A 17,609-nucleotide genomic window follows, 5' to 3' on the forward strand; every position below is an offset into this window, starting at 1 on the left:
GTACGCATAATCAGATTTAGCGCTGGGATTGGCTAGCTGAAGTCTTGGTCTTGTCTGGCCCACATGTTATGTTAACGCCGGTTTCCGTTCGCTAAATCAAGGGATAGAGGCAATAGCACATGGCCAATGAACAATTGCTTTATCGCATTCAGTTTATAAATAACGGTAAGAATTATCAGCTTTATGTCCGCGAGGTCGGCCCAAGCACTTTGTTTGGGTTTATTGAAATTGCTGATTTTGTCTTTGATAACCAATCGTCTTTACTGGTTGATCCTTCAACTGAAAAATTGAAGACCGAGTTTTCCGGTGTTAACCGTAGCTATATCCCCCTTCATTCAGTGATTCGCATTGATGCGGTAACTGAAAAGGGCAGCGCTCGAATCTCCGAGTTGGGCAGTAACGTGATGAGTTTCCCTTATCTACCGGGTAATAAACCTTAAATCCCTCTTTTGAGTAAGATTTAGTGGGCAAGATTTTATGAATAAACCTCCATTAATATTTATTGCCGTGGTGGTACTGATTGTGGTGTTGGCAACACGTCAATATTGGCAGAAGAAACGGCAAGACGCAGAAAATGACCGCTCACCTGTACGCAGTTTACAAGTTGAAGTTATCGATAAACGCGAAGTCTTGGCCCCCAATCGTCGTTCACGGCAGCGTGAAGAGATTGTGGCGGAGGAAAAACGCTATGAAGTTTATTTTCAACCATTACTGAGCGGGATAGAAGTAAAAAAGAACAACGAAATCAAGATAGTACTTCCACTGCAGGAATATAATCGCATTGAGCAAGGCGCAAAGGGCACTCTACGCCTCCAGGGGACTCGCTATATTGGCTTTACCCCAAATTCAGTTGCTAAATAAACCACCCGTTGTCATAGCAAAATAATATATATATCGATGACGGTTATTATTTTTTAGGCAGTGGTGGTTGCTTCTTCTGCCAGGCCAATAGTTCGAAAACTCCGAACACAAAAATTTTAAATTGCTGTAACCCACTGATTGTCTGGTCTTTTGGCTGAGTGGATTTAAGTAATATCAGTTGTAAGCCATGCATCAAGACCATGAAGATCATTGCGACATCAATAAAATATCTCAAAGGCTTAGGGAACGGCTGGAATAGATTCAGCAGTAGGAAAAACCATACCCCTAACATCAATAACCGGCCTAAATTAATCCACATGATGTTGCTCCTGTTCTTCAACTGATACCCGGTCTTGGGGAACATCTTTGTTACGAATATAGAGGCGGTAGGCAACCTGTCCGGCAATTTTCTCTCGATGTAACTGCCAACTGGCAGGGACATCAGCGGCGGCACTTTCGGCTTCAGCTTCAACATAAATCCAGGCATTAGCCGTCAGCCAATTGAATTTCTCCAGTAGATTGACGGTTTCAGCCAACAAGCCTTGACGAAAAGGGGGATCAAGGAAAACCAGATCAAAAGGTTGCCCTGGCTGAGTTAACCATTGTAAAGAGTTGGTATTGACCACTTGGCCATTGTTGGCACTCAATAACGTCAGGTTGTTACTCAGTTGCTTCGCTACATGCCTGTCAGCTTCTAACAGAACGGTAAAATCGGCATAGCGGGATAGTGCTTCCAGCCCCAAAGCACCGCTGCCGGCAAAGCAATCCAGACATCGGGCACCTTGAATCATGGGGGCGAGCCAGTTGAATAGTGTTTCTCTGACTCGATCGGTAGTAGGGCGTAGCCCTGGGCTAACCGGCACCGGTAATTTGCGCCCACGCCATTTACCGCCGATGATGCGGATTTGGCCTGCCGACTGTTGTGGGGCTTGTTTTGCTGTTGTAGATCGCTTTAAAGGTCGCTTTGCCATAGATTGCTTTGCTTGAAAGTTGGCCAGTATTGCAGCACTGAATATAAAAGTTATCCCTATTCTACCTATGTGTGCAGTGTGGGGGAAACGTTAAACCTTTGTTGATTGAATTCACAATAGAAAGCAGTATCGTGCGCGTGTTGCTGTTCAGGGGAAAGTGGTAGACTTGCGAACTATTATCTTATTTATGCAAACCCAAAGTAATTAGAGTCCAAAAATGGCAAAAGAAAAAAAACGTGGATTTTTTTCCTGGCTGGGCTTAGGCCGTCAGAATGAAGAACACACCGCAGAGCCATTGGCTACTGAAAAAGAAGATGCAGTTGAGCATGCTGCCGAAGAACAAGCTATCAGCGAGAGACAGGCTGAAATAGCACCTGAGAACACCTCTATCGAGGCAGAAGGGCGCGAGCCGGTGGCTGAGCACTCTACACTGACCCCAGGTGAATGGGATAGCGCCGCGATCAGTGAAGCCGCGGCTGAAACTCTGCCAGAAGTGGGAGCGGAACCGGCTGTGCAGGTTGTTGACGAGCCTATAGACTTCGCTGAAGATCCTCAGTATTTACAGCACCATTTCTCACAAAATCAAAATGATAAAGACAATGTTAGCTCATGGAATGAAGGCACAGTCAGTGCGCCAGAATTGCCGTTGACGGAACACAATGTCGTTATTGATACACCAGCACCGCAAACTATTATTGTGGAAGAATCTCCGGCTGAGGTTATTGAAGAACCGGTTGTTCTTGAAGAAGAAATTGAAGCTGAAGAGGAAGTCGTAGCGGTTGTGGCTCAAGAACAAGAGCGGCCAACCAAAGAAGGCTTTTTTGCCCGTTTAAAACGCAGCTTAATCAAAACCAAGCAGAATCTTGGCTCCGGTTTTATGGGGCTGTTCAGCGGTAAGAAAATCGATGACGATCTGTTTGAAGAACTGGAAGAACAGCTCCTGATCGCCGATGTTGGCGTCGAAACAACCCGTAAAATTATTACCTCTCTGACAGAACATGCCAGCCGTAAGCAACTCAAAGATGCCGAAGCTCTGTATGGCAAGCTCAAAGAGGAAATGTCTGAAATTTTGTCCAAAGTAGACAAGCCATTGGATGTCAGTGGTAAAAATCCGTATGTCATCTTAATGGTTGGCGTTAATGGGGTGGGTAAAACAACCACCATCGGTAAGTTGGCGCGCCAATTCCAGGCTGAAGGGAAATCCGTCATGCTGGCTGCGGGTGATACTTTCCGTGCAGCGGCAGTAGAACAGCTACAAGTCTGGGGTGATCGCAACAAGATTGCTGTCGTCGCGCAGCATACTGGTGCAGACTCGGCGTCAGTTATTTTCGATGCGATTCAGGCTGCTAAAGCGCGTGGTATCGACGTACTGTTGGCGGATACCGCCGGGCGTCTGCAAAATAAAGCCCACTTGATGGAAGAGCTGAAGAAGATTGTCCGCGTGATGAAAAAGCTGGACGGCGATGCCCCTCATGAGGTTATGCTGACGTTAGATGCCAGTACCGGACAAAATGCGGTTAGTCAGGCAAAACTGTTTAATGAAGCAGTAGGTCTGACCGGAATCACCCTGACTAAACTTGATGGTACCGCTAAGGGCGGGGTGATTTTTGCCATCGCAGATCAGTTCGGTATCCCAATTCGTTATATCGGTGTTGGGGAAGGTATAGAGGATTTACGGCCATTTAAGGCTGACGATTTTATTGAGGCTCTTTTTGCCCGAGAGGATTAATACGGATGATTCGCTTTGAACAGGTCAGTAAAGCTTATCTGGGCGGACGACAGGCGCTGCAAGGGGTAGATTTTCATCTGCGTCCGGCGGAAATGGCGTTTTTGACCGGCCATTCCGGTGCAGGGAAAAGTACTCTGCTGAAACTGATTTGTGGCATTGAGCGCCCCAGTGCCGGCCATATCTGGTTTGGTGGTCACGACATCAGCCGCCTGAAAAACCGCGAAGTGCCTTTTTTGCGGCGTCAGATCGGGATGATCTTCCAGGATCACCACCTGCTGTTAGACCGAACAGTATATGACAACGTTGCTATGCCATTGATTATTGCTGGTGCCAGTACCGAAGATATTCGCCGCAGGGTGTCAGCCGCGCTGGATAAAGTCGGGTTATTGGATAAGGCAAAGAATTTCCCAATTCAGCTTTCTGGTGGTGAGCAACAGCGTGTTGGTATTGCTCGCGCGGTGGTAAACAAGCCAGCAGTATTACTGGCCGATGAGCCGACCGGTAACCTGGATGATGCGTTATCCGAAGGTATTTTGCGTCTGTTTGAAGAGTTTAACCGTGTGGGCGTTACCGTATTAATGGCAACCCACGACACGTCGTTGATTGCCCGGCGTCGCTACCCGATTCTGACATTAAGTCAGGGGCGGATGTCAGGAGCACATCATGGCGAATAATAGTGCGCAGAAAGCAAAAACCAAGGCGCTGAAAGGTGGTTGGCGCGAGCAGTGGCGCTATTCGTGGGTCAATGCTATTGCCGATATGATGCGCCAACCATTGGCGACATTGTTAACCGTGATGGTGATTGCCATCTCACTGACCTTGCCAAGCGTGTGTTATATCGTGTGGAAAAACGTCAGTCAGGCGGCGGATCAATGGTATCCAACCCCGCAATTGACGGTCTATCTGGATAAAGCGCTGGATGATAATGCGGCTGAAAATGTCGTGACTACGCTGAAAGCAGAAGCCGGTGTGGAGAAAGTTAATTATCTGTCGCGGGAAGAAGCGATGGGTGAGTTCCGCAACTGGTCTGGTTTTGGCGGTGCGCTGGATATGTTGGAAGAAAACCCGTTGCCCGCAGTGGCGATTATCACGCCTAAGCTGGATTTCCAAAACTCTGGCACCCTCGATACTCTGCGCGACCGGGTGAGTAAGGTTGAAGGGGTCGCGGAAGTTCGTATGGATGACAGTTGGTTTGCTCGTTTAGCGGCATTAACCGGCTTGGTTGGACAAGTTGCGGCCATGATTGGTGTATTGATGGTGGTTGCGGTATTCCTGGTTATTGGTAACAGTGTGCGTCTGAGCATCTTTAGCCGCCGCGATACAATCAATGTCATGAAGCTGATTGGTGCAACCGATGGGTTTATTCTGCGGCCATTCTTGAATGGTGGCGCGATGCTGGGCTTCGGTGGTGCGGTGTTATCACTGATTCTCTCGGAAGCGCTGGTATGGAAGCTTGGCTCCGTTGTTACGCAAGTAGCCACCGTGTTTGGCACCAGCTTCACTCTGCATGGTTTGAGCTGGGATGAATGCCTGTTGTTGGTGTTAATCTCGGCGATGATTGGCTGGATCGCCGCCTGGCTGGCGACGGTTCAACATTTACGCCGATTTACACCGCAGTAATAAATGTTTGTTATACTCTTTCCCTGCGGCGCTCAGTTAATGCGGGGAAAGAGTCGTTGTTATCGGCTAATTCCATGAGTTCTCCCTGACACGCACAGCGATTTATCTGCTAAGATCATTAGTTGAAATTGTGATCTAGTTTGAACTTTTACGGCAATAATCGGTCGAACAGCACAGTGAAATGATAAGGTGCACAGCGTTTGAATCTGTTTAAGCAGATGCTAAAATATTGGCGCTGAGAGAAATCTGCACTAAACATGCATGCAATGAGAGGGTTTCGAATGACCAAAGAAATGCAAACTTTAGCCTTAGTACCCCAAGGTAGTCTGGAAGCCTATATTCGGGCTGCCAATGCCTATCCAATGCTGACAGCAGAGGAAGAGCGGGAACTGGCTGAACGGCTGCATTACCAGGGCGATCTGGAGGCGGCTAAACAGCTAATCCTGTCTCACCTGCGCTTTGTTGCTCATGTTGCCCGTAACTATTCCGGTTATGGTTTGCCACAGGCTGACCTTATTCAGGAAGGTAATATTGGCTTGATGAAAGCAGTTCGCCGCTTTAACCCTGAAGTTGGGGTGCGTTTGGTGTCCTTCGCGGTACACTGGATCAAAGCAGAAATTCATGAATATGTTCTGCGTAACTGGCGGATTGTTAAAGTCGCGACCACTAAAGCTCAGCGTAAGTTGTTCTTTAACCTGCGGAAGACTAAGCAGCGTCTGGGCTGGTTCAACCAGGATGAAGTCGAGCTGGTTGCCAAAGAACTGGGTGTGACCAGTAAAGATGTTCGCGAGATGGAATCACGTATGTCCGCACAGGATATGACGTTTGATCCATCTCCAGATGATGAAGCTCGTGATGGTCAATCTATGGCTCCTGTCCTGTATTTGCAGGATAAAACCTCAGACTTTGCCGATGGCATTGAAGAGGATAATTGGGATAACCACGCGGCAGACAAATTGACATATGCTCTGGAAGGGCTAGACGAACGTAGCCAGCATATTATTCGTGCTCGTTGGTTGGATGATGACAACAAGTCTACGTTGCAGGAACTGGCTGATCAGTACGGCGTATCTGCTGAACGTGTTCGTCAGCTTGAAAAGAATGCGATGAAAAAATTACGTATGGCGATTGAAGCCTAATACGGCGACACAACGCTGTGTAATACGAAAAGAGGGCGATAGAAATATCGCCCTTTTGCTTTTCTGCTATTCACCACAGGTTTAATTTAGAGGGTTATCGCTGCCAGCCTTGCGTATTGCGGCTAAAACCACAGGCCAGCATAAAACCATCCATTGCCTCGTGGTTTGTGGCCATCACTTGCTTATCAGCTAAATTCCACTGTTGAACTGCGGGTAACTGACGTAACGTTTGTTCGATAAGATAAAGCCCTACCCCGCGCCGGCGCGTCACTTCTCTGACACACAAATCTTCAAGCTCCGCCCGTTGACCATCTACTCTGACCTTTACTGCTCCGAGCAAGCGCTCATTAAATCGTGCAGCGAAGAGTGGATTGCCGTCATTAATCCATTGCAGCCAAGTGGTCTGTTGCTGTTCAGGCCAAATTTTAGCTAAATCGATAAGATCCTGATGAGTAAGGTTTGTTAAACGTTCAATAGTCAGTTTCATCGTCAATAGACCGCAAAGATATAAGGGTTATAGGGCTGTGGTTTATTGTACTAGATCACAGGTCAGAGAGTTGTGTAAGTTTTTCTGTACGTTCATGGGGGAAAATGTTTTTTCGCTACTGCATTTTCCGAGTTTTAACAGAGTAAATGATCACATAACCAGCACAACTCACTAGCATTTGTGCAAAACCCATTCAATTTAATCCTAATTTTATGCTGTTTACACCGCTTGTTTCTGCTTGTCTCAGTTGATTTACAGCATAAAACTCCTGTTTAATGGTATGAAAAATAAAGTCTTATTATGAAAAAGTATTATTTTTAAGACTAAATCATTATTACTTATGAATAAAACGTTACGGCGCTATAAAACGTTAAGACCAACACAACAAGCACGTTCACAATGACAGATGGGGAATTCGCGGATGAAATTAACAAAAGGTAAAGTGTTGCTGGCTGGGTGTATAGCAATGGCGATGAGTCATTCTGTGCTGGCGAAAGACATTAAAGTTGCCATTGTTGGCGCGATGTCCGGCCCGGTTGCCCAGTATGGTGACATGGAGTTTACCGGCGCACGTCAGGCTATTGCTGATATCAATGCCAAAGGCGGAATTAAAGGCGATAAACTGGTTGGCGTGGAATACGATGATGCCTGCGACCCGAAACAAGCTGTAGCTGTGGCTAACAAAGTCATTAACGATGGTATTCGTTACGTTATCGGCCACTTGTGCTCCTCTTCAACTCAGCCTGCTTCAGATATTTATGAAGATGAAGGCGTGATTATGATCACCCCTGCTGCGACCAATGCTGATCTAACCACTCGTGGTTACAAAATGATTATGCGAACCACGGGTCTGGACTCGGATCAAGGCCCAACTGCGGCTAGATATATTCTTGAAACCATCAAACCGAAACGCATAGCTGTGGTACACGATAAGCAGCAATACGGTGAAGGTTTGGCGCGCTCTGTGCGTGATAGTTTGAAAAAACAAGGTACAGAACCTGTGTTGTTTGAAGGTGTGACCGCAGGTGATAAAGATTTCTCTACCTTGGTGGCTCGCCTGAAGAAAGAGAACGTCGATTTTGTTTATTTCGGCGGTTACTACCCAGAGATGGGGCAAATCCTACGTCAGGCTAAGCAGGCTGGCTTGACCGCACGCTTTATGGGCCCAGAGGGCGTTGGTAACTCCTCACTGTCTAATATCGCAGGTGATGCTTCTGAAGGCATGCTGGTGACTTTGCCAAAACGTTATGATCAGGTTCCTGCTAACCAACCTATCGTTGATGCGTTGAAAGCGAAGAAACTGGATCCAACTGGCCCATTCGTTTGGACAACCTATGCCGCACTGCAATCGCTGACCACCGCGATGGAACGTAGTGGTAGCCAGGAACCTGCCGATTTGGTCAAAGATCTGAAAACCGGTAAGCCGGTGGAAACAGTGATGGGGCCATTGAGCTGGGATGAAAAAGGCGATCTGAAAGGGTTTGAATTCGGTATTTTTGAATGGCATGCGGATGGCTCATCTACCGCAGTCAAATAATATTAGAATCAATAAGTTATAGGGTTGTTGTTGCAGCAATCCGGCCCCTTTTACCAACTGCATCCCCCCACGTTCCGGGGGGATTTTTCCTTACTGCACACAGTAGATTAGGTGCAGTTGGCTAGGGCAGCCAGGCAAGTGAATCAAAGGGTTAGGGTATGTCAGAGCAGTTTCTTTATTTCCTGCAACAGATGTTCAACGGAGTGACGTTGGGCAGCACTTATGCGCTGATCGCCATTGGTTACACCATGGTGTACGGCATTATCGGCATGATCAACTTCGCTCACGGCGAAGTGTATATGATCAGCAGCTACGTCTCCTTTATCGTGATCGCCGCATTGATGATGGTGGGGATTGATGCCAGTTGGTTATTGATAGGCTCTGCTTTTCTTGTCTCAATTGTCATTGCCAGCACTTATGGTTGGAGTATTGAGCGAGTGGCGTATAAACCGGTTCGCAGCTCTAAGCGCTTGATCGCGCTGATCTCGGCGATCGGGATGTCTATCTTCCTGCAAAACTACGTTAGCCTTAACCAAGGCTCGCGGGATCTGGCTTTACCGAGCTTGGTGACAGGCCAGTGGACGCTGGCAGAAGCTAATGGTTTTGCCGCGACCATTAGCACCATGCAGTTGACCATTTGGATAGTGACCTTCCTGGCAATGTTGGCGCTGACACTCTTTATTCGTTATTCCCGTATGGGCCGCGCTTGTCGTGCCTGTGCCGAAGATTTAAAAATGGCCAGTTTGCTGGGCATTAATACTGACCGGGTTATCTCGTTGACTTTTGTTATCGGGGCGCTGATGGCCGCAGTTGCTGGGGTCTTGTTGGGGCAGTTTTATGGTGTTATTAACCCATACATCGGCTTTATGGCCGGCATGAAAGCATTCACCGCCGCTGTACTCGGTGGTATCGGCAGTATTCCGGGCGCGATGATCGGTGGCTTGATTCTGGGGATCGCGGAAGCATTAACTTCTGCTTATCTCAGCACGGAATACAAAGATGCAGTTTCATTTGCACTGCTGATTGTGGTGCTGTTAGTGATGCCTACCGGGATCTTAGGCCGTCCGGAGGTTGAAAAAGTATGAAACAGCTCAACTTCCTTAATGCCATTATTTCCAGTTTTGTCTTGCTCGTTCTCGCTTCGTTTGTGATGGGATTGCAGTTGCAGTTAGACGGCACCAAACTCATTGTACAAGGGGCGTCGGAAGTGCGTTGGTTGTGGATTGGCGCGGCTTGTATCGTGGTGTTTTTCTTCCAATTGGTGCGCCCGTTCATCCAGCAAGGGATTAAAAAAGTCTCTGGCCCGGCCTGGGTATTGCCCAGCTTTGACGGCACCACCCCGCGCCAGAAATTATTGGCGGCTGCGATTATTATCGCCGCAATAGCCTGGCCATTTTTGGTCTCTCGAGGTTCCGTTGATATCGCGACCCTGACACTGATTTATGTCATGTTGGGCCTGGGATTAAATGTCGTAGTTGGGCTATCAGGCCTGTTGGTACTGGGTTACGGTGGTTTTTATGCTATCGGTGCTTATACCTATGCGTTGCTAAATCACTATTACGGTTTGGGTTTCTGGGAGAGTTTGCCGCTGGCGGGGATTGTCGCGGCACTGTCGGGCTTCCTATTGGGCTTCCCAGTTTTACGTCTGCGTGGGGATTATTTAGCGATTGTGACATTGGGCTTCGGTGAGATTGTGCGTATTTTGCTGCTCAATAATACGGAAATTACCGGCGGGCCGAATGGGATTAGCCAAATTCCTAAACCGACGTTGTTTGGTCTGGAGTTCAGCCGCACGGCAAAAGACGGGGGCTGGGATACTTTCCATAACTTCTTTGGTCTGACTTATGACCCAAGTGATCGCATCATTTTTCTGTATATGGTAGCCCTACTGCTGGTGATCCTGACCTTGTTTGTGATTAACCGGTTGCTGCGTATGCCGCTGGGGCGGGCCTGGGAAGCGCTGCGCGAAGATGAAATTGCCTGCCGCTCATTAGGTTTAAGCCCAACCAAAATCAAGCTGACCGCGTTTACCATCAGTGCTGCTTTTGCTGGCTTTGCGGGCACGCTGTTTGCTGCGCGACAAGGGTTTGTTAGCCCTGAGTCCTTCACCTTTGTCGAGTCGGCTTTTGTCTTAGCGATTGTGGTTTTAGGTGGGATGGGGTCGCAGTTCGCCGTTATTCTGGCGGCGATATTGCTAGTGGTATCGCGCGAATTAATGCGTGATCTCAATGCGTACAGTATGTTGCTATTGGGTGCATTGATGGTATTGATGATGATTTGGCGTCCACAGGGCTTGCTGCCGATGAAGCGACCACAATTGAAGCTGAAAGTCGCCGATATCAAAGCTAAACAAGGAGAGCAAGCATGAGTACGCAACCTTTGTTAGCGGTCGAAGGGCTGTCGATGCGCTTTGGTGGGTTATTGGCGGTGAACAATGTTGGCCTGAATCTCAATCAAGGCGAGATTGTCTCGCTGATTGGCCCTAATGGTGCAGGTAAAACCACAATTTTTAACTGCCTAACCGGTTTCTATCGCCCGACGGGCGGCACAATAAAACTACGTGATCGCCATATTGAAGGGTTAGCTGGGCAAGTTATTGCGCGTATGGGGGTGATTCGTACTTTCCAGCATGTGCGTTTGTTCCGCGAGATGACGGTGGTAGAGAACCTACTGGTGGCACAGCATCAGCATCTTAAAAGTGGTGTGTTTGCCGGTTTGCTGAAAACGCCGGGCTTTCGGCGGGCAGAAGCTGATGCATTGGAACGAGCGGCAAGCTGGCTAGAGCGTGTCGGGTTATTGGATCTTGCCAATCGCCAGGCGGGGAATCTGGCTTACGGCCAGCAACGGCGTTTGGAAATTGCCCGCTGTATGGTGACTCGTCCTGAGCTATTGATGCTGGATGAACCCGCTGCTGGCTTGAACCCGAAAGAAACGGATGAACTGAACCAGTTGATTATGGAATTGCGTGATCAACACCAAGTCTCGGTCTTGTTAATTGAACATGATATGAAACTGGTGATGGGGATTTCTGATCGTATTTATGTGGTGAATCAGGGAACGCCGTTGGCACAAGGCTCACCAGTAGAAATTCGTAATAATCCAGATGTGATCCGAGCCTATTTGGGTGAATAACTTATTATCAGGCCAATAAAAAACGGGCGAGGCATTAACCTAACATGTTGTCATTTAATCAAGTTTCAGCCCATTACGGCAAAATTCAGGCATTACATCAAGTTAGTTTGCACATCCAACAAGGTGAAATTGTCACATTGATTGGTGCTAATGGTGCGGGTAAAACCACCCTGTTGGGCACATTGTGTGGCGAACCGCGTGCCACCGAAGGCAGTATTATTTTCGGCGAGCAGGATATTACCGGCTGGCAGACGGCACGCATTATGCGCGAGGCGATTGCCATTGTGCCGGAAGGGCGCAGGGTGTTTTCCCGCATGACGGTGGAAGAGAATCTGGCGATGGGCGGCTTTTTTGCTGATCGCCAGCAATATCAACAGCGTATCGAGCGGGTTTACGACTTATTCCCACGGTTATTCGAACGCCGTGTTCAGCGCGCTGGCACTATGTCAGGTGGCGAACAACAAATGTTGGCGATTGGCCGTGCTTTGATGAGCCAGCCTAAATTATTACTGCTGGATGAGCCGTCTCTGGGGCTGGCCCCGATTATTATTTTGCAAATATTCGATACTATTCAACAGCTAAGGGAAGAGGGGATGACCATCTTTTTAGTTGAACAAAACGCGAATCAGGCACTGAAGTTGGCAGACCGCGGTTATGTGCTGGAAAATGGCCGTATTGTTCTGGAGGATACGGGCGCGGCTTTACTGGCAAATGAAGCGGTGCGTTCAGCTTATTTGGGCGGTTAACTATTTAACTCTTTTGTATTATTATTTTTTAAGGCCCAAGTCTGGGCCTTATTAATTTCTTTATGCTAAAGGTGTGATAGTAAAATTCAGTGTATCGCTATAACTGCCTTTGCCTGTGGTATCCGTACTGAACAGCGTTATATTAGGTTCCCAGCACATATCTGACATCACCTGATTATTATCATTTTTCAATTGAATATATTTTTTGTCTTTGGGAAGCTCAAAATCTGCTCCGGAATTCTCATAACTACGCAACTCTACCTTGTAGTTAATAAAGTTATTTCCTTCTGGTTCTTTTAACTGAAAATGTTGATTGTTTAGTGCCAGTCCATTGATATTCGTGGCGCTAATCATATAACTATTATTTCGCGTAGCAATTGCGCGATAATTGAGACAGAAACGATTTTTTGCTGCATCGATAATTTGAGTGGGCAAACCACGATTGTTGGCAGTATTATCGAGTAGTTCATCCAGATCGAGTGTTTTTAATTGCCAGACGGCTGAGTCCATCCGGAATTTAGGATCAATTTTTAGTGCTTCTGGCGCGATATCTGCCTGAGGATCGAAGTCTCTGCATTGTGTGCCATCTGGGCTAAAAGAGACGCCCTTTGATGAGAGTACTGAGTAAGATTGCTCTTTATAACTGAACTCACCACCCACCGTGGCCGCGATACTAATATTATTTAGCTTATTAGCGGAAATTTTGAAAGATACATTATAATTATTACTGAGTGATAATGACTGATTATCGAACTGTATTTCTTGAGCATTCTCCTTCGAACCAGAAGGAATAATACCATTGAGCGAAATGTTACTGATTTCATTTAACTGAATAGTTGAATCTCGCGTACCATCAGCGTGATAAAAATAAAATGAAAGAAACACACGATTAGGAGAGATTTTAATTAATTTCTTGCCAAAATAGTCACCATCAACTTTGATACCATTTTCTTTTAGCGCATAAGCTGCACCAACAGGAGCAAGCCCTGAACCGTCCATAAAACTAAGACCTTGCGTTTGAAAATAAATTTCTACGTTGTTATCGTCTAATAATTTTATCGAGCACTGGTTATAATTTATGCCCTTATTTTGGTTAGAGGTATAGAGTGTCATTTCACTATTTGCGTTGGCGGCAGGGAGTTGCACTAATAACAATATCCCCATTATTAATTTCTTATAGTTCATATTCACTTGATGGTCTCTCCATGACTGTCCGTTATTAGCCTCAGCTATTTGTTTCAAACAATAATGTTAGCTGGCCGTGATATTGACCGGCGATATCTGGCCCCTCGGGTGCCCGAGCGTAAATATTTAATAAAAGATCCGTTCTGGGATGACTTGAGGTGGCCTTAGCTACGTTGAAAGTTTCTGGCATTTGCGATAACTCTCTTTTTGCGGCACCTATACCTGTTCCTGCTGCTACCGGGTAAACCAAGTAGATTGTCGCAGGATAAAACTCCTGAACAACACCGGTGTCACGGGTGAGAGTTAGCGGTTGTTTGACTGAAACACGGAAGCTTTCTTGCCGGCGCAGAGTTACAGCTATTGGGACGCTAGCCAAATAAAGCCCATTGTTCTTGGGACTGCTTATTAGGTTAATGCTACGGGGTGTTTCAACCTCGATTCTGGGTTGTGCGGTGACCTCAAGTGCGACGTTAATATCCCCCAGAGGAATATCATCGGCTCTGACTTGGCTGGGGAGTAAGAGTAATATCAGCGCAATTTTTAGTGTGTTCATAGCGTTCCTTATTTTAGCCCGCAGGGCAACGCAAGTTGAAAGTTTTATCTTCGACCATTCCCTTCACTTCGCTGACAGCCAGTTGCCGTTGTTTATCGGGATAAAGATTAAAATCATCAATAACTCGGCCCTGAGCTTCTAATTGATACCATTGCAAGCGAGTATTACCGGTATTGTGTAATTCCACCGCGCCATTGATGCAGCGGTGTGTCCATTGATGCTGTTGGGATGCTGGCAGGTGCCTGATCAACCCCATATAACTGAGTTGCACACCTAATACGGCACCGTCCCCACTCACTTTTCGGCTATTTACCGGTATAACTGCTAATCGATAAACTTGCTCTTTATCCGGCGTACTCAGCGCTTTAAGTAATATCCTCCCACTCTGTTTCGGCCCCAGTGTCATTTTTGCTGGGGCGGCAAACAGGGCGGGTTGCAGTTGCTCGCCGACCGGGGTTAATGATTCCTGCTCAGGTGGTTCACCGGGGTTATTGAGCTGGTACAGTTGCACGGTGACGTATTCAGGTTCAGCGCCATGATTAGTGACTGTAACCACCGTACTTTCCTGCTGCACTTCCTGTACATGTGGCTGAATATCAATGACTGCAAAAGCAGCAAGGGGCAGGGCGCTAGCCGCAATGAACAGTAAAGGTTTCATTATCTGCCTCACCGGTAAGTTGTTTGGCTGACAGCGTGACGGGAGTGCCAGGGTAGAGATTCAGGCTATCTGTCAGTGTTGGGTTATCACCCGATTTCAACTGTGCAAATTTGCTGTGAACGGTACCGGTGGAGTTGAGGGTAATGGTGCCATCAGGTGAACATTGATGCTGCCAGTGACGAGTTTGCGCAGCCAGAGAGGGAATATGATGAATAAGCACCCCGTAGCCAATACTGATGGTCACGGGGGCATGAATTTTCTTATTATCCTCTTTCTTGTTGATCGCTTTAACATCAACTACTGGGTTGATATACAAGCGATAAAGTGTTTCCTGTGCGGGCACTTTCAAAGGTAATAACTTAATGTCGCGTTTTTGCTTCGGGCCTAAGGTAATGCGGTTAGGATTGAAAATCATTTCAGGTTGAGTGATATCGCTTATCAGTGTTTTCAGTTCTGGACTGATTCCTGGGTTATCAACGCGCTGTAATGTGATATCCAAATAAAGTGGTTTATCCCCGCTGTTATAAACCTGCACCGTGCGATGTTGATCCAACGCCTCTATCGTGGTGCGGGTGGGGATAGCCACTAATTGCGCATAAGTGGCAGCAATAGGGGTAATCAATAAGGCAATTGCGGAGAATAAGTAAGCGTATTTCATAACCATTCCTGTTGATTTTAATCCAAATGACAGCGGTAAATGTGATTGTGTTGCTGGCGCATATCACAGCGGTAACGAGCAGAAGCACTTTGAACCGTGATATTTTTTAGTATCACGCCCGATTGGATAGAAAACAGCCCATTGGGGTGAACACTATCACCGGTTTCCTGGATAACCCCACTCACTGGCTGCCCCTGTGAGTCTTTAAGAAAACCGTTGTACAGCAGATCTAAAGTGATGTTTGCCTGACTGGAAAAAACCTGACCCGGATGAGCGCGCAGGATATTGACCGGCAACCGAATGTTCATATCCAGATCACTGCGGTTGTTATGGGTGCGGATGAATAAACTGTCCTGGTAGCGGGGAATGGGGATTGCGTAGGTACCGCCGCCAGTTATCGGGTGGCCTTCTGCACTGAAGCTATAAGGTGTACCCGCCAGATCTGGTGTTTCTATCAGTAATGCGGTGCCACTGTAGCTACTGCGGCCAAGTGCAATACCTTGGGGGCTGATGGCCAGCATGCCGTTATAGCTGAAACCCCCATTGGCTATCTTATTATCAATACCAAAACGTGCAGAGACATCGCCACGACTCCCTCTGCGACTGGCAAAACTACCCACGCTATTGGCTTTTCCACTGGTGCTACCATTAATACCAAAAGTGCTGGTACCGTAGTTATCACTAAACTCTTTTTGATAGCTGGCACTGGTCGTTAACTGTTGCCGGGTATAGGCGCTGTTGATACTGGCGCTGCTTCTGAGGAAAGACAGGGTGGTATTGAGGAATATGCCGTAATTATTTTGGCTGTTCCATTGGCCGCCCTTTTGCACGCCGAGTGACAGAGCAATGCCATATTGTGGTCGCCGCCAGTTCCAGCGACTTTGAATACGATGTTGTCTGCTATTTTTATATTGATTGAATTGATAACTAAGTTGGGTTGGTCCAAAACGACGGCTATAAGAGGCTGAGGTGCTGCCCGCGTTTGGTGCGTATATTGATACATCCGGTGTTTGGTAACGAGCAACCGATGCATACCCCAAATCAGAGTTCCCACCTGTTAAGCGCAAATATCCCCCACTGCGTTTTTCACCTGACATTATTCCCAGCGTTGGGGTGATATTCAGACTGGAAACGCCCAAAGGATGCGAGGCATTACCTTCTGCGGCCCAGTGGCTGGCGGTGTCTTTTAGTAGGGTGACATTAGTTTGCAGACTTTTCAGACTCATGCTGCGGCCAAATTGCATCAGATGAGGATGGCTACTGTTACGCACAGCACCTTTGCCAAGGGTCAGGAACCAGCCATTATTGGTTTGTGTACCAATATTACTGATGATTTGGCTTTCCTGATTGATGACTTTTCCGGTGCGATCCACTAAACGAATCTCAGCGGTGTAATAGCCGCCGGGGAGCTGGCTGTAATCAATTTCGTTACGGCCCAGTTGGGCTGGAATACGGCGGATCAGTTGACCGTCGCGGTAAATTTCAAAATCACCCTCGCTGGTGGCATATAGCACTAAGCTGCCTGCCGAGGGCTTATCAATGGCTAAATAGCTTTGGCTACCCAATGTGACGAATTGGTCTAAGGACGGATTGATTAGGGTATGAATACTACCCGCGCTGCTATCAAGATTGTTTTGCCGGCCAGCGCGCAAATAGTGTGCCTGAAAGTTTTTTTGCAGATACCAGCTGCCGATGCCCATCTGGGTTTGTTGCTGATATTGCGATTGATTGGCGAAAGCGTAATTATTCTTGGTTCGAGTGGTGTTATAGAACCAATGGGCAAAGCCAAATGATTGCCATGGCAGGCCAATATACCCCTGCCCACGTGCAGAAATAGCGCGGTAATTCTTGGCAGTCATACGCAGATCAACAGATTGGTTATGTACCAGCCCCCAAGTGGTGACCGGCATAAAATATCGATTGCTGTTATTAGATATGGTAACAACATGATTGACTTTATCTACGGTGACGCGATGATCCGATAAGATATAGTCACAACCATTTTGGCATTGTAAATAAGGAATTTGCGGTAAAATATCGGCTAATAATGCAATGGATGATTCATCAATATGGTTATCGCGATATTGTTGTTGATCAAAGCTTAATTGTTGTTTCTCTTCTGAAAAGAACAACGGGCTGGGCAGGGGGTTTCCATCTAATATACCCAGTAATTGCCGTGTATTATGTTCTTCGGCGGCAGAAAAACCAGCAGGAACTAAATATTCAATGGTTATATCTTCGTTACCGGATGAATTAAATGAAACAAGCGATAAAGCAAGTGCGGTAGCCTTGTTAATTATTAGCGATTTTTTCATTGGATTCCATTCCATAAC

General features: G+C 47.0%; 19 protein-coding genes. 11 read left to right on the top strand and 8 right to left on the bottom strand.

Going from position 1 to position 17,609, the window contains the following annotated elements; translation table 11 throughout:
- Positions 1 to 119 precede the first annotated feature (119 nt).
- Positions 120 to 440, top strand: coding sequence for a DUF1820 family protein (locus tag HU019_RS02640; protein WP_174848144.1), 321 nt, complete (start codon positions 120 to 122; stop codon positions 438 to 440).
- 37 nt (positions 441 to 477) lie between these two features.
- Complete coding sequence (locus tag HU019_RS02645; RefSeq protein WP_174848145.1) at positions 478 to 861, top strand: DUF2500 domain-containing protein; 384 nt, start codon at positions 478 to 480, stop codon at positions 859 to 861.
- A gap of 46 nt (positions 862 to 907) precedes the next feature.
- Here HU019_RS02645 and HU019_RS02650 read toward each other — a convergent pair whose 3' ends face one another.
- Positions 908 to 1,180 carry a DUF1145 family protein gene (locus tag HU019_RS02650; protein ID WP_174848146.1) on the bottom strand — a complete coding sequence of 91 codons (273 nt, stop codon included), beginning with the start codon at positions 1,178 to 1,180 and terminating at the stop codon, positions 908 to 910.
- A complete protein-coding gene (gene rsmD, locus HU019_RS02655; protein WP_174848147.1) occupies positions 1,170 to 1,832 on the bottom strand; it encodes a 16S rRNA (guanine(966)-N(2))-methyltransferase in 663 nt (220 codons plus the stop codon). Before rsmD ends, HU019_RS02650 begins: the two co-directional genes overlap by 11 nt.
- 217 nt (positions 1,833 to 2,049) lie before the next feature.
- On the opposite strand from rsmD, the gene ftsY reads away from it, so the two are divergent.
- The 4 genes from ftsY (at position 2,050) to rpoH (ending at position 6,320) form a co-directional block, all read left to right on the top strand.
- Positions 2,050 to 3,561: a signal recognition particle-docking protein FtsY gene (gene ftsY, locus HU019_RS02660; RefSeq protein ID WP_174848148.1), complete on the top strand. Its 1,512-nt coding sequence runs from the start codon at positions 2,050 to 2,052 to the stop codon at positions 3,559 to 3,561.
- Positions 3,562 to 3,566: 5 nt separating this feature from the next.
- On the top strand, positions 3,567 to 4,235 hold the full coding sequence (gene ftsE, locus HU019_RS02665; protein WP_004391337.1) for a cell division ATP-binding protein FtsE: 669 nt from the start codon (positions 3,567 to 3,569) through the stop codon (positions 4,233 to 4,235).
- Positions 4,225 to 5,181 carry a permease-like cell division protein FtsX gene (gene ftsX, locus HU019_RS02670; protein ID WP_174848149.1) on the top strand — a complete coding sequence of 319 codons (957 nt, stop codon included), beginning with the start codon at positions 4,225 to 4,227 and terminating at the stop codon, positions 5,179 to 5,181. The genes ftsE and ftsX overlap by 11 nt, the downstream gene beginning before the upstream one ends.
- Positions 5,182 to 5,462: 281 nt before the next feature.
- Complete coding sequence (gene rpoH, locus HU019_RS02675) at positions 5,463 to 6,320, top strand: RNA polymerase sigma factor RpoH (RefSeq protein WP_174848150.1); 858 nt, start codon at positions 5,463 to 5,465, stop codon at positions 6,318 to 6,320.
- 94 nt (positions 6,321 to 6,414) lie between these two features.
- On the opposite strand, the gene panM is transcribed toward rpoH, so the two are convergent.
- On the bottom strand, positions 6,415 to 6,807 hold the full coding sequence (gene panM, locus HU019_RS02680) for an aspartate 1-decarboxylase autocleavage activator PanM (protein ID WP_174848151.1): 393 nt from the start codon (positions 6,805 to 6,807) through the stop codon (positions 6,415 to 6,417).
- A gap of 421 nt (positions 6,808 to 7,228) precedes the next feature.
- Between panM and HU019_RS02685 the strand changes: the two genes are divergently transcribed.
- From HU019_RS02685 to livF, 5 genes are all read left to right on the top strand, one after another.
- Complete coding sequence (locus HU019_RS02685) at positions 7,229 to 8,344, top strand: branched-chain amino acid ABC transporter substrate-binding protein (protein ID WP_174848152.1); 1,116 nt, start codon at positions 7,229 to 7,231, stop codon at positions 8,342 to 8,344.
- Between the two features lie 158 nt (positions 8,345 to 8,502).
- The gene (gene livH, locus HU019_RS02690) at positions 8,503 to 9,429 is read left to right on the top strand and encodes a high-affinity branched-chain amino acid ABC transporter permease LivH (protein ID WP_174848153.1); all 927 of its coding nucleotides are present in this window, start codon (positions 8,503 to 8,505) and stop codon (positions 9,427 to 9,429) included.
- Positions 9,426 to 10,712, top strand: coding sequence for a high-affinity branched-chain amino acid ABC transporter permease LivM (locus tag HU019_RS02695; RefSeq protein WP_019080169.1), 1,287 nt, complete (start codon positions 9,426 to 9,428; stop codon positions 10,710 to 10,712). Before livH ends, HU019_RS02695 begins: the two co-directional genes overlap by 4 nt.
- The gene (gene livG, locus HU019_RS02700; RefSeq protein WP_174848154.1) at positions 10,709 to 11,476 is read left to right on the top strand and encodes a high-affinity branched-chain amino acid ABC transporter ATP-binding protein LivG; all 768 of its coding nucleotides are present in this window, start codon (positions 10,709 to 10,711) and stop codon (positions 11,474 to 11,476) included. The genes HU019_RS02695 and livG overlap by 4 nt, the downstream gene beginning before the upstream one ends.
- Before the next feature lie 44 nt (positions 11,477 to 11,520).
- Entirely contained in the window at positions 11,521 to 12,222 is a 702-nt protein-coding gene (gene livF, locus HU019_RS02705) for a high-affinity branched-chain amino acid ABC transporter ATP-binding protein LivF (RefSeq protein WP_019080167.1), read from the top strand.
- A 60-nt stretch (positions 12,223 to 12,282) separates the two neighbouring features.
- Here the strand turns inward: livF and HU019_RS02710 are convergent, their stop codons facing one another.
- The 5 genes from HU019_RS02710 to HU019_RS02730 are packed head-to-tail and all read right to left on the bottom strand — an operon-like array spanning position 12,283 to position 17,591.
- A complete protein-coding gene (locus HU019_RS02710) occupies positions 12,283 to 13,407 on the bottom strand; it encodes a hypothetical protein (protein WP_227739245.1) in 1,125 nt (374 codons plus the stop codon).
- Positions 13,408 to 13,447: 40 nt separating this feature from the next.
- Positions 13,448 to 13,960, bottom strand: a complete 513-nt coding sequence (locus HU019_RS02715; RefSeq protein ID WP_174848156.1) for a fimbrial protein — start codon at positions 13,958 to 13,960, stop codon at positions 13,448 to 13,450.
- A 13-nt stretch (positions 13,961 to 13,973) separates the two neighbouring features.
- Positions 13,974 to 14,618, bottom strand: coding sequence for a fimbrial biogenesis chaperone (locus tag HU019_RS02720; RefSeq protein WP_174848157.1), 645 nt, complete (start codon positions 14,616 to 14,618; stop codon positions 13,974 to 13,976).
- Positions 14,590 to 15,276, bottom strand: coding sequence for a pilus assembly protein (locus HU019_RS02725; RefSeq protein ID WP_174848158.1), 687 nt, complete (start codon positions 15,274 to 15,276; stop codon positions 14,590 to 14,592). The genes HU019_RS02720 and HU019_RS02725 overlap by 29 nt, the downstream gene beginning before the upstream one ends.
- Before the next feature lie 17 nt (positions 15,277 to 15,293).
- Positions 15,294 to 17,591 (bottom strand): TcfC E-set like domain-containing protein, encoded by a 2,298-nt coding sequence (locus tag HU019_RS02730; RefSeq protein WP_407083954.1) that lies wholly within the window; start codon positions 17,589 to 17,591, stop codon positions 15,294 to 15,296.
- Between the last annotated feature and the right edge of the window lie 18 nt (positions 17,592 to 17,609).

This window comes from Yersinia artesiana, from assembly GCF_902726545.1.
Lineage (GTDB): Bacteria > Pseudomonadota > Gammaproteobacteria > Enterobacterales > Enterobacteriaceae > Yersinia > Yersinia artesiana.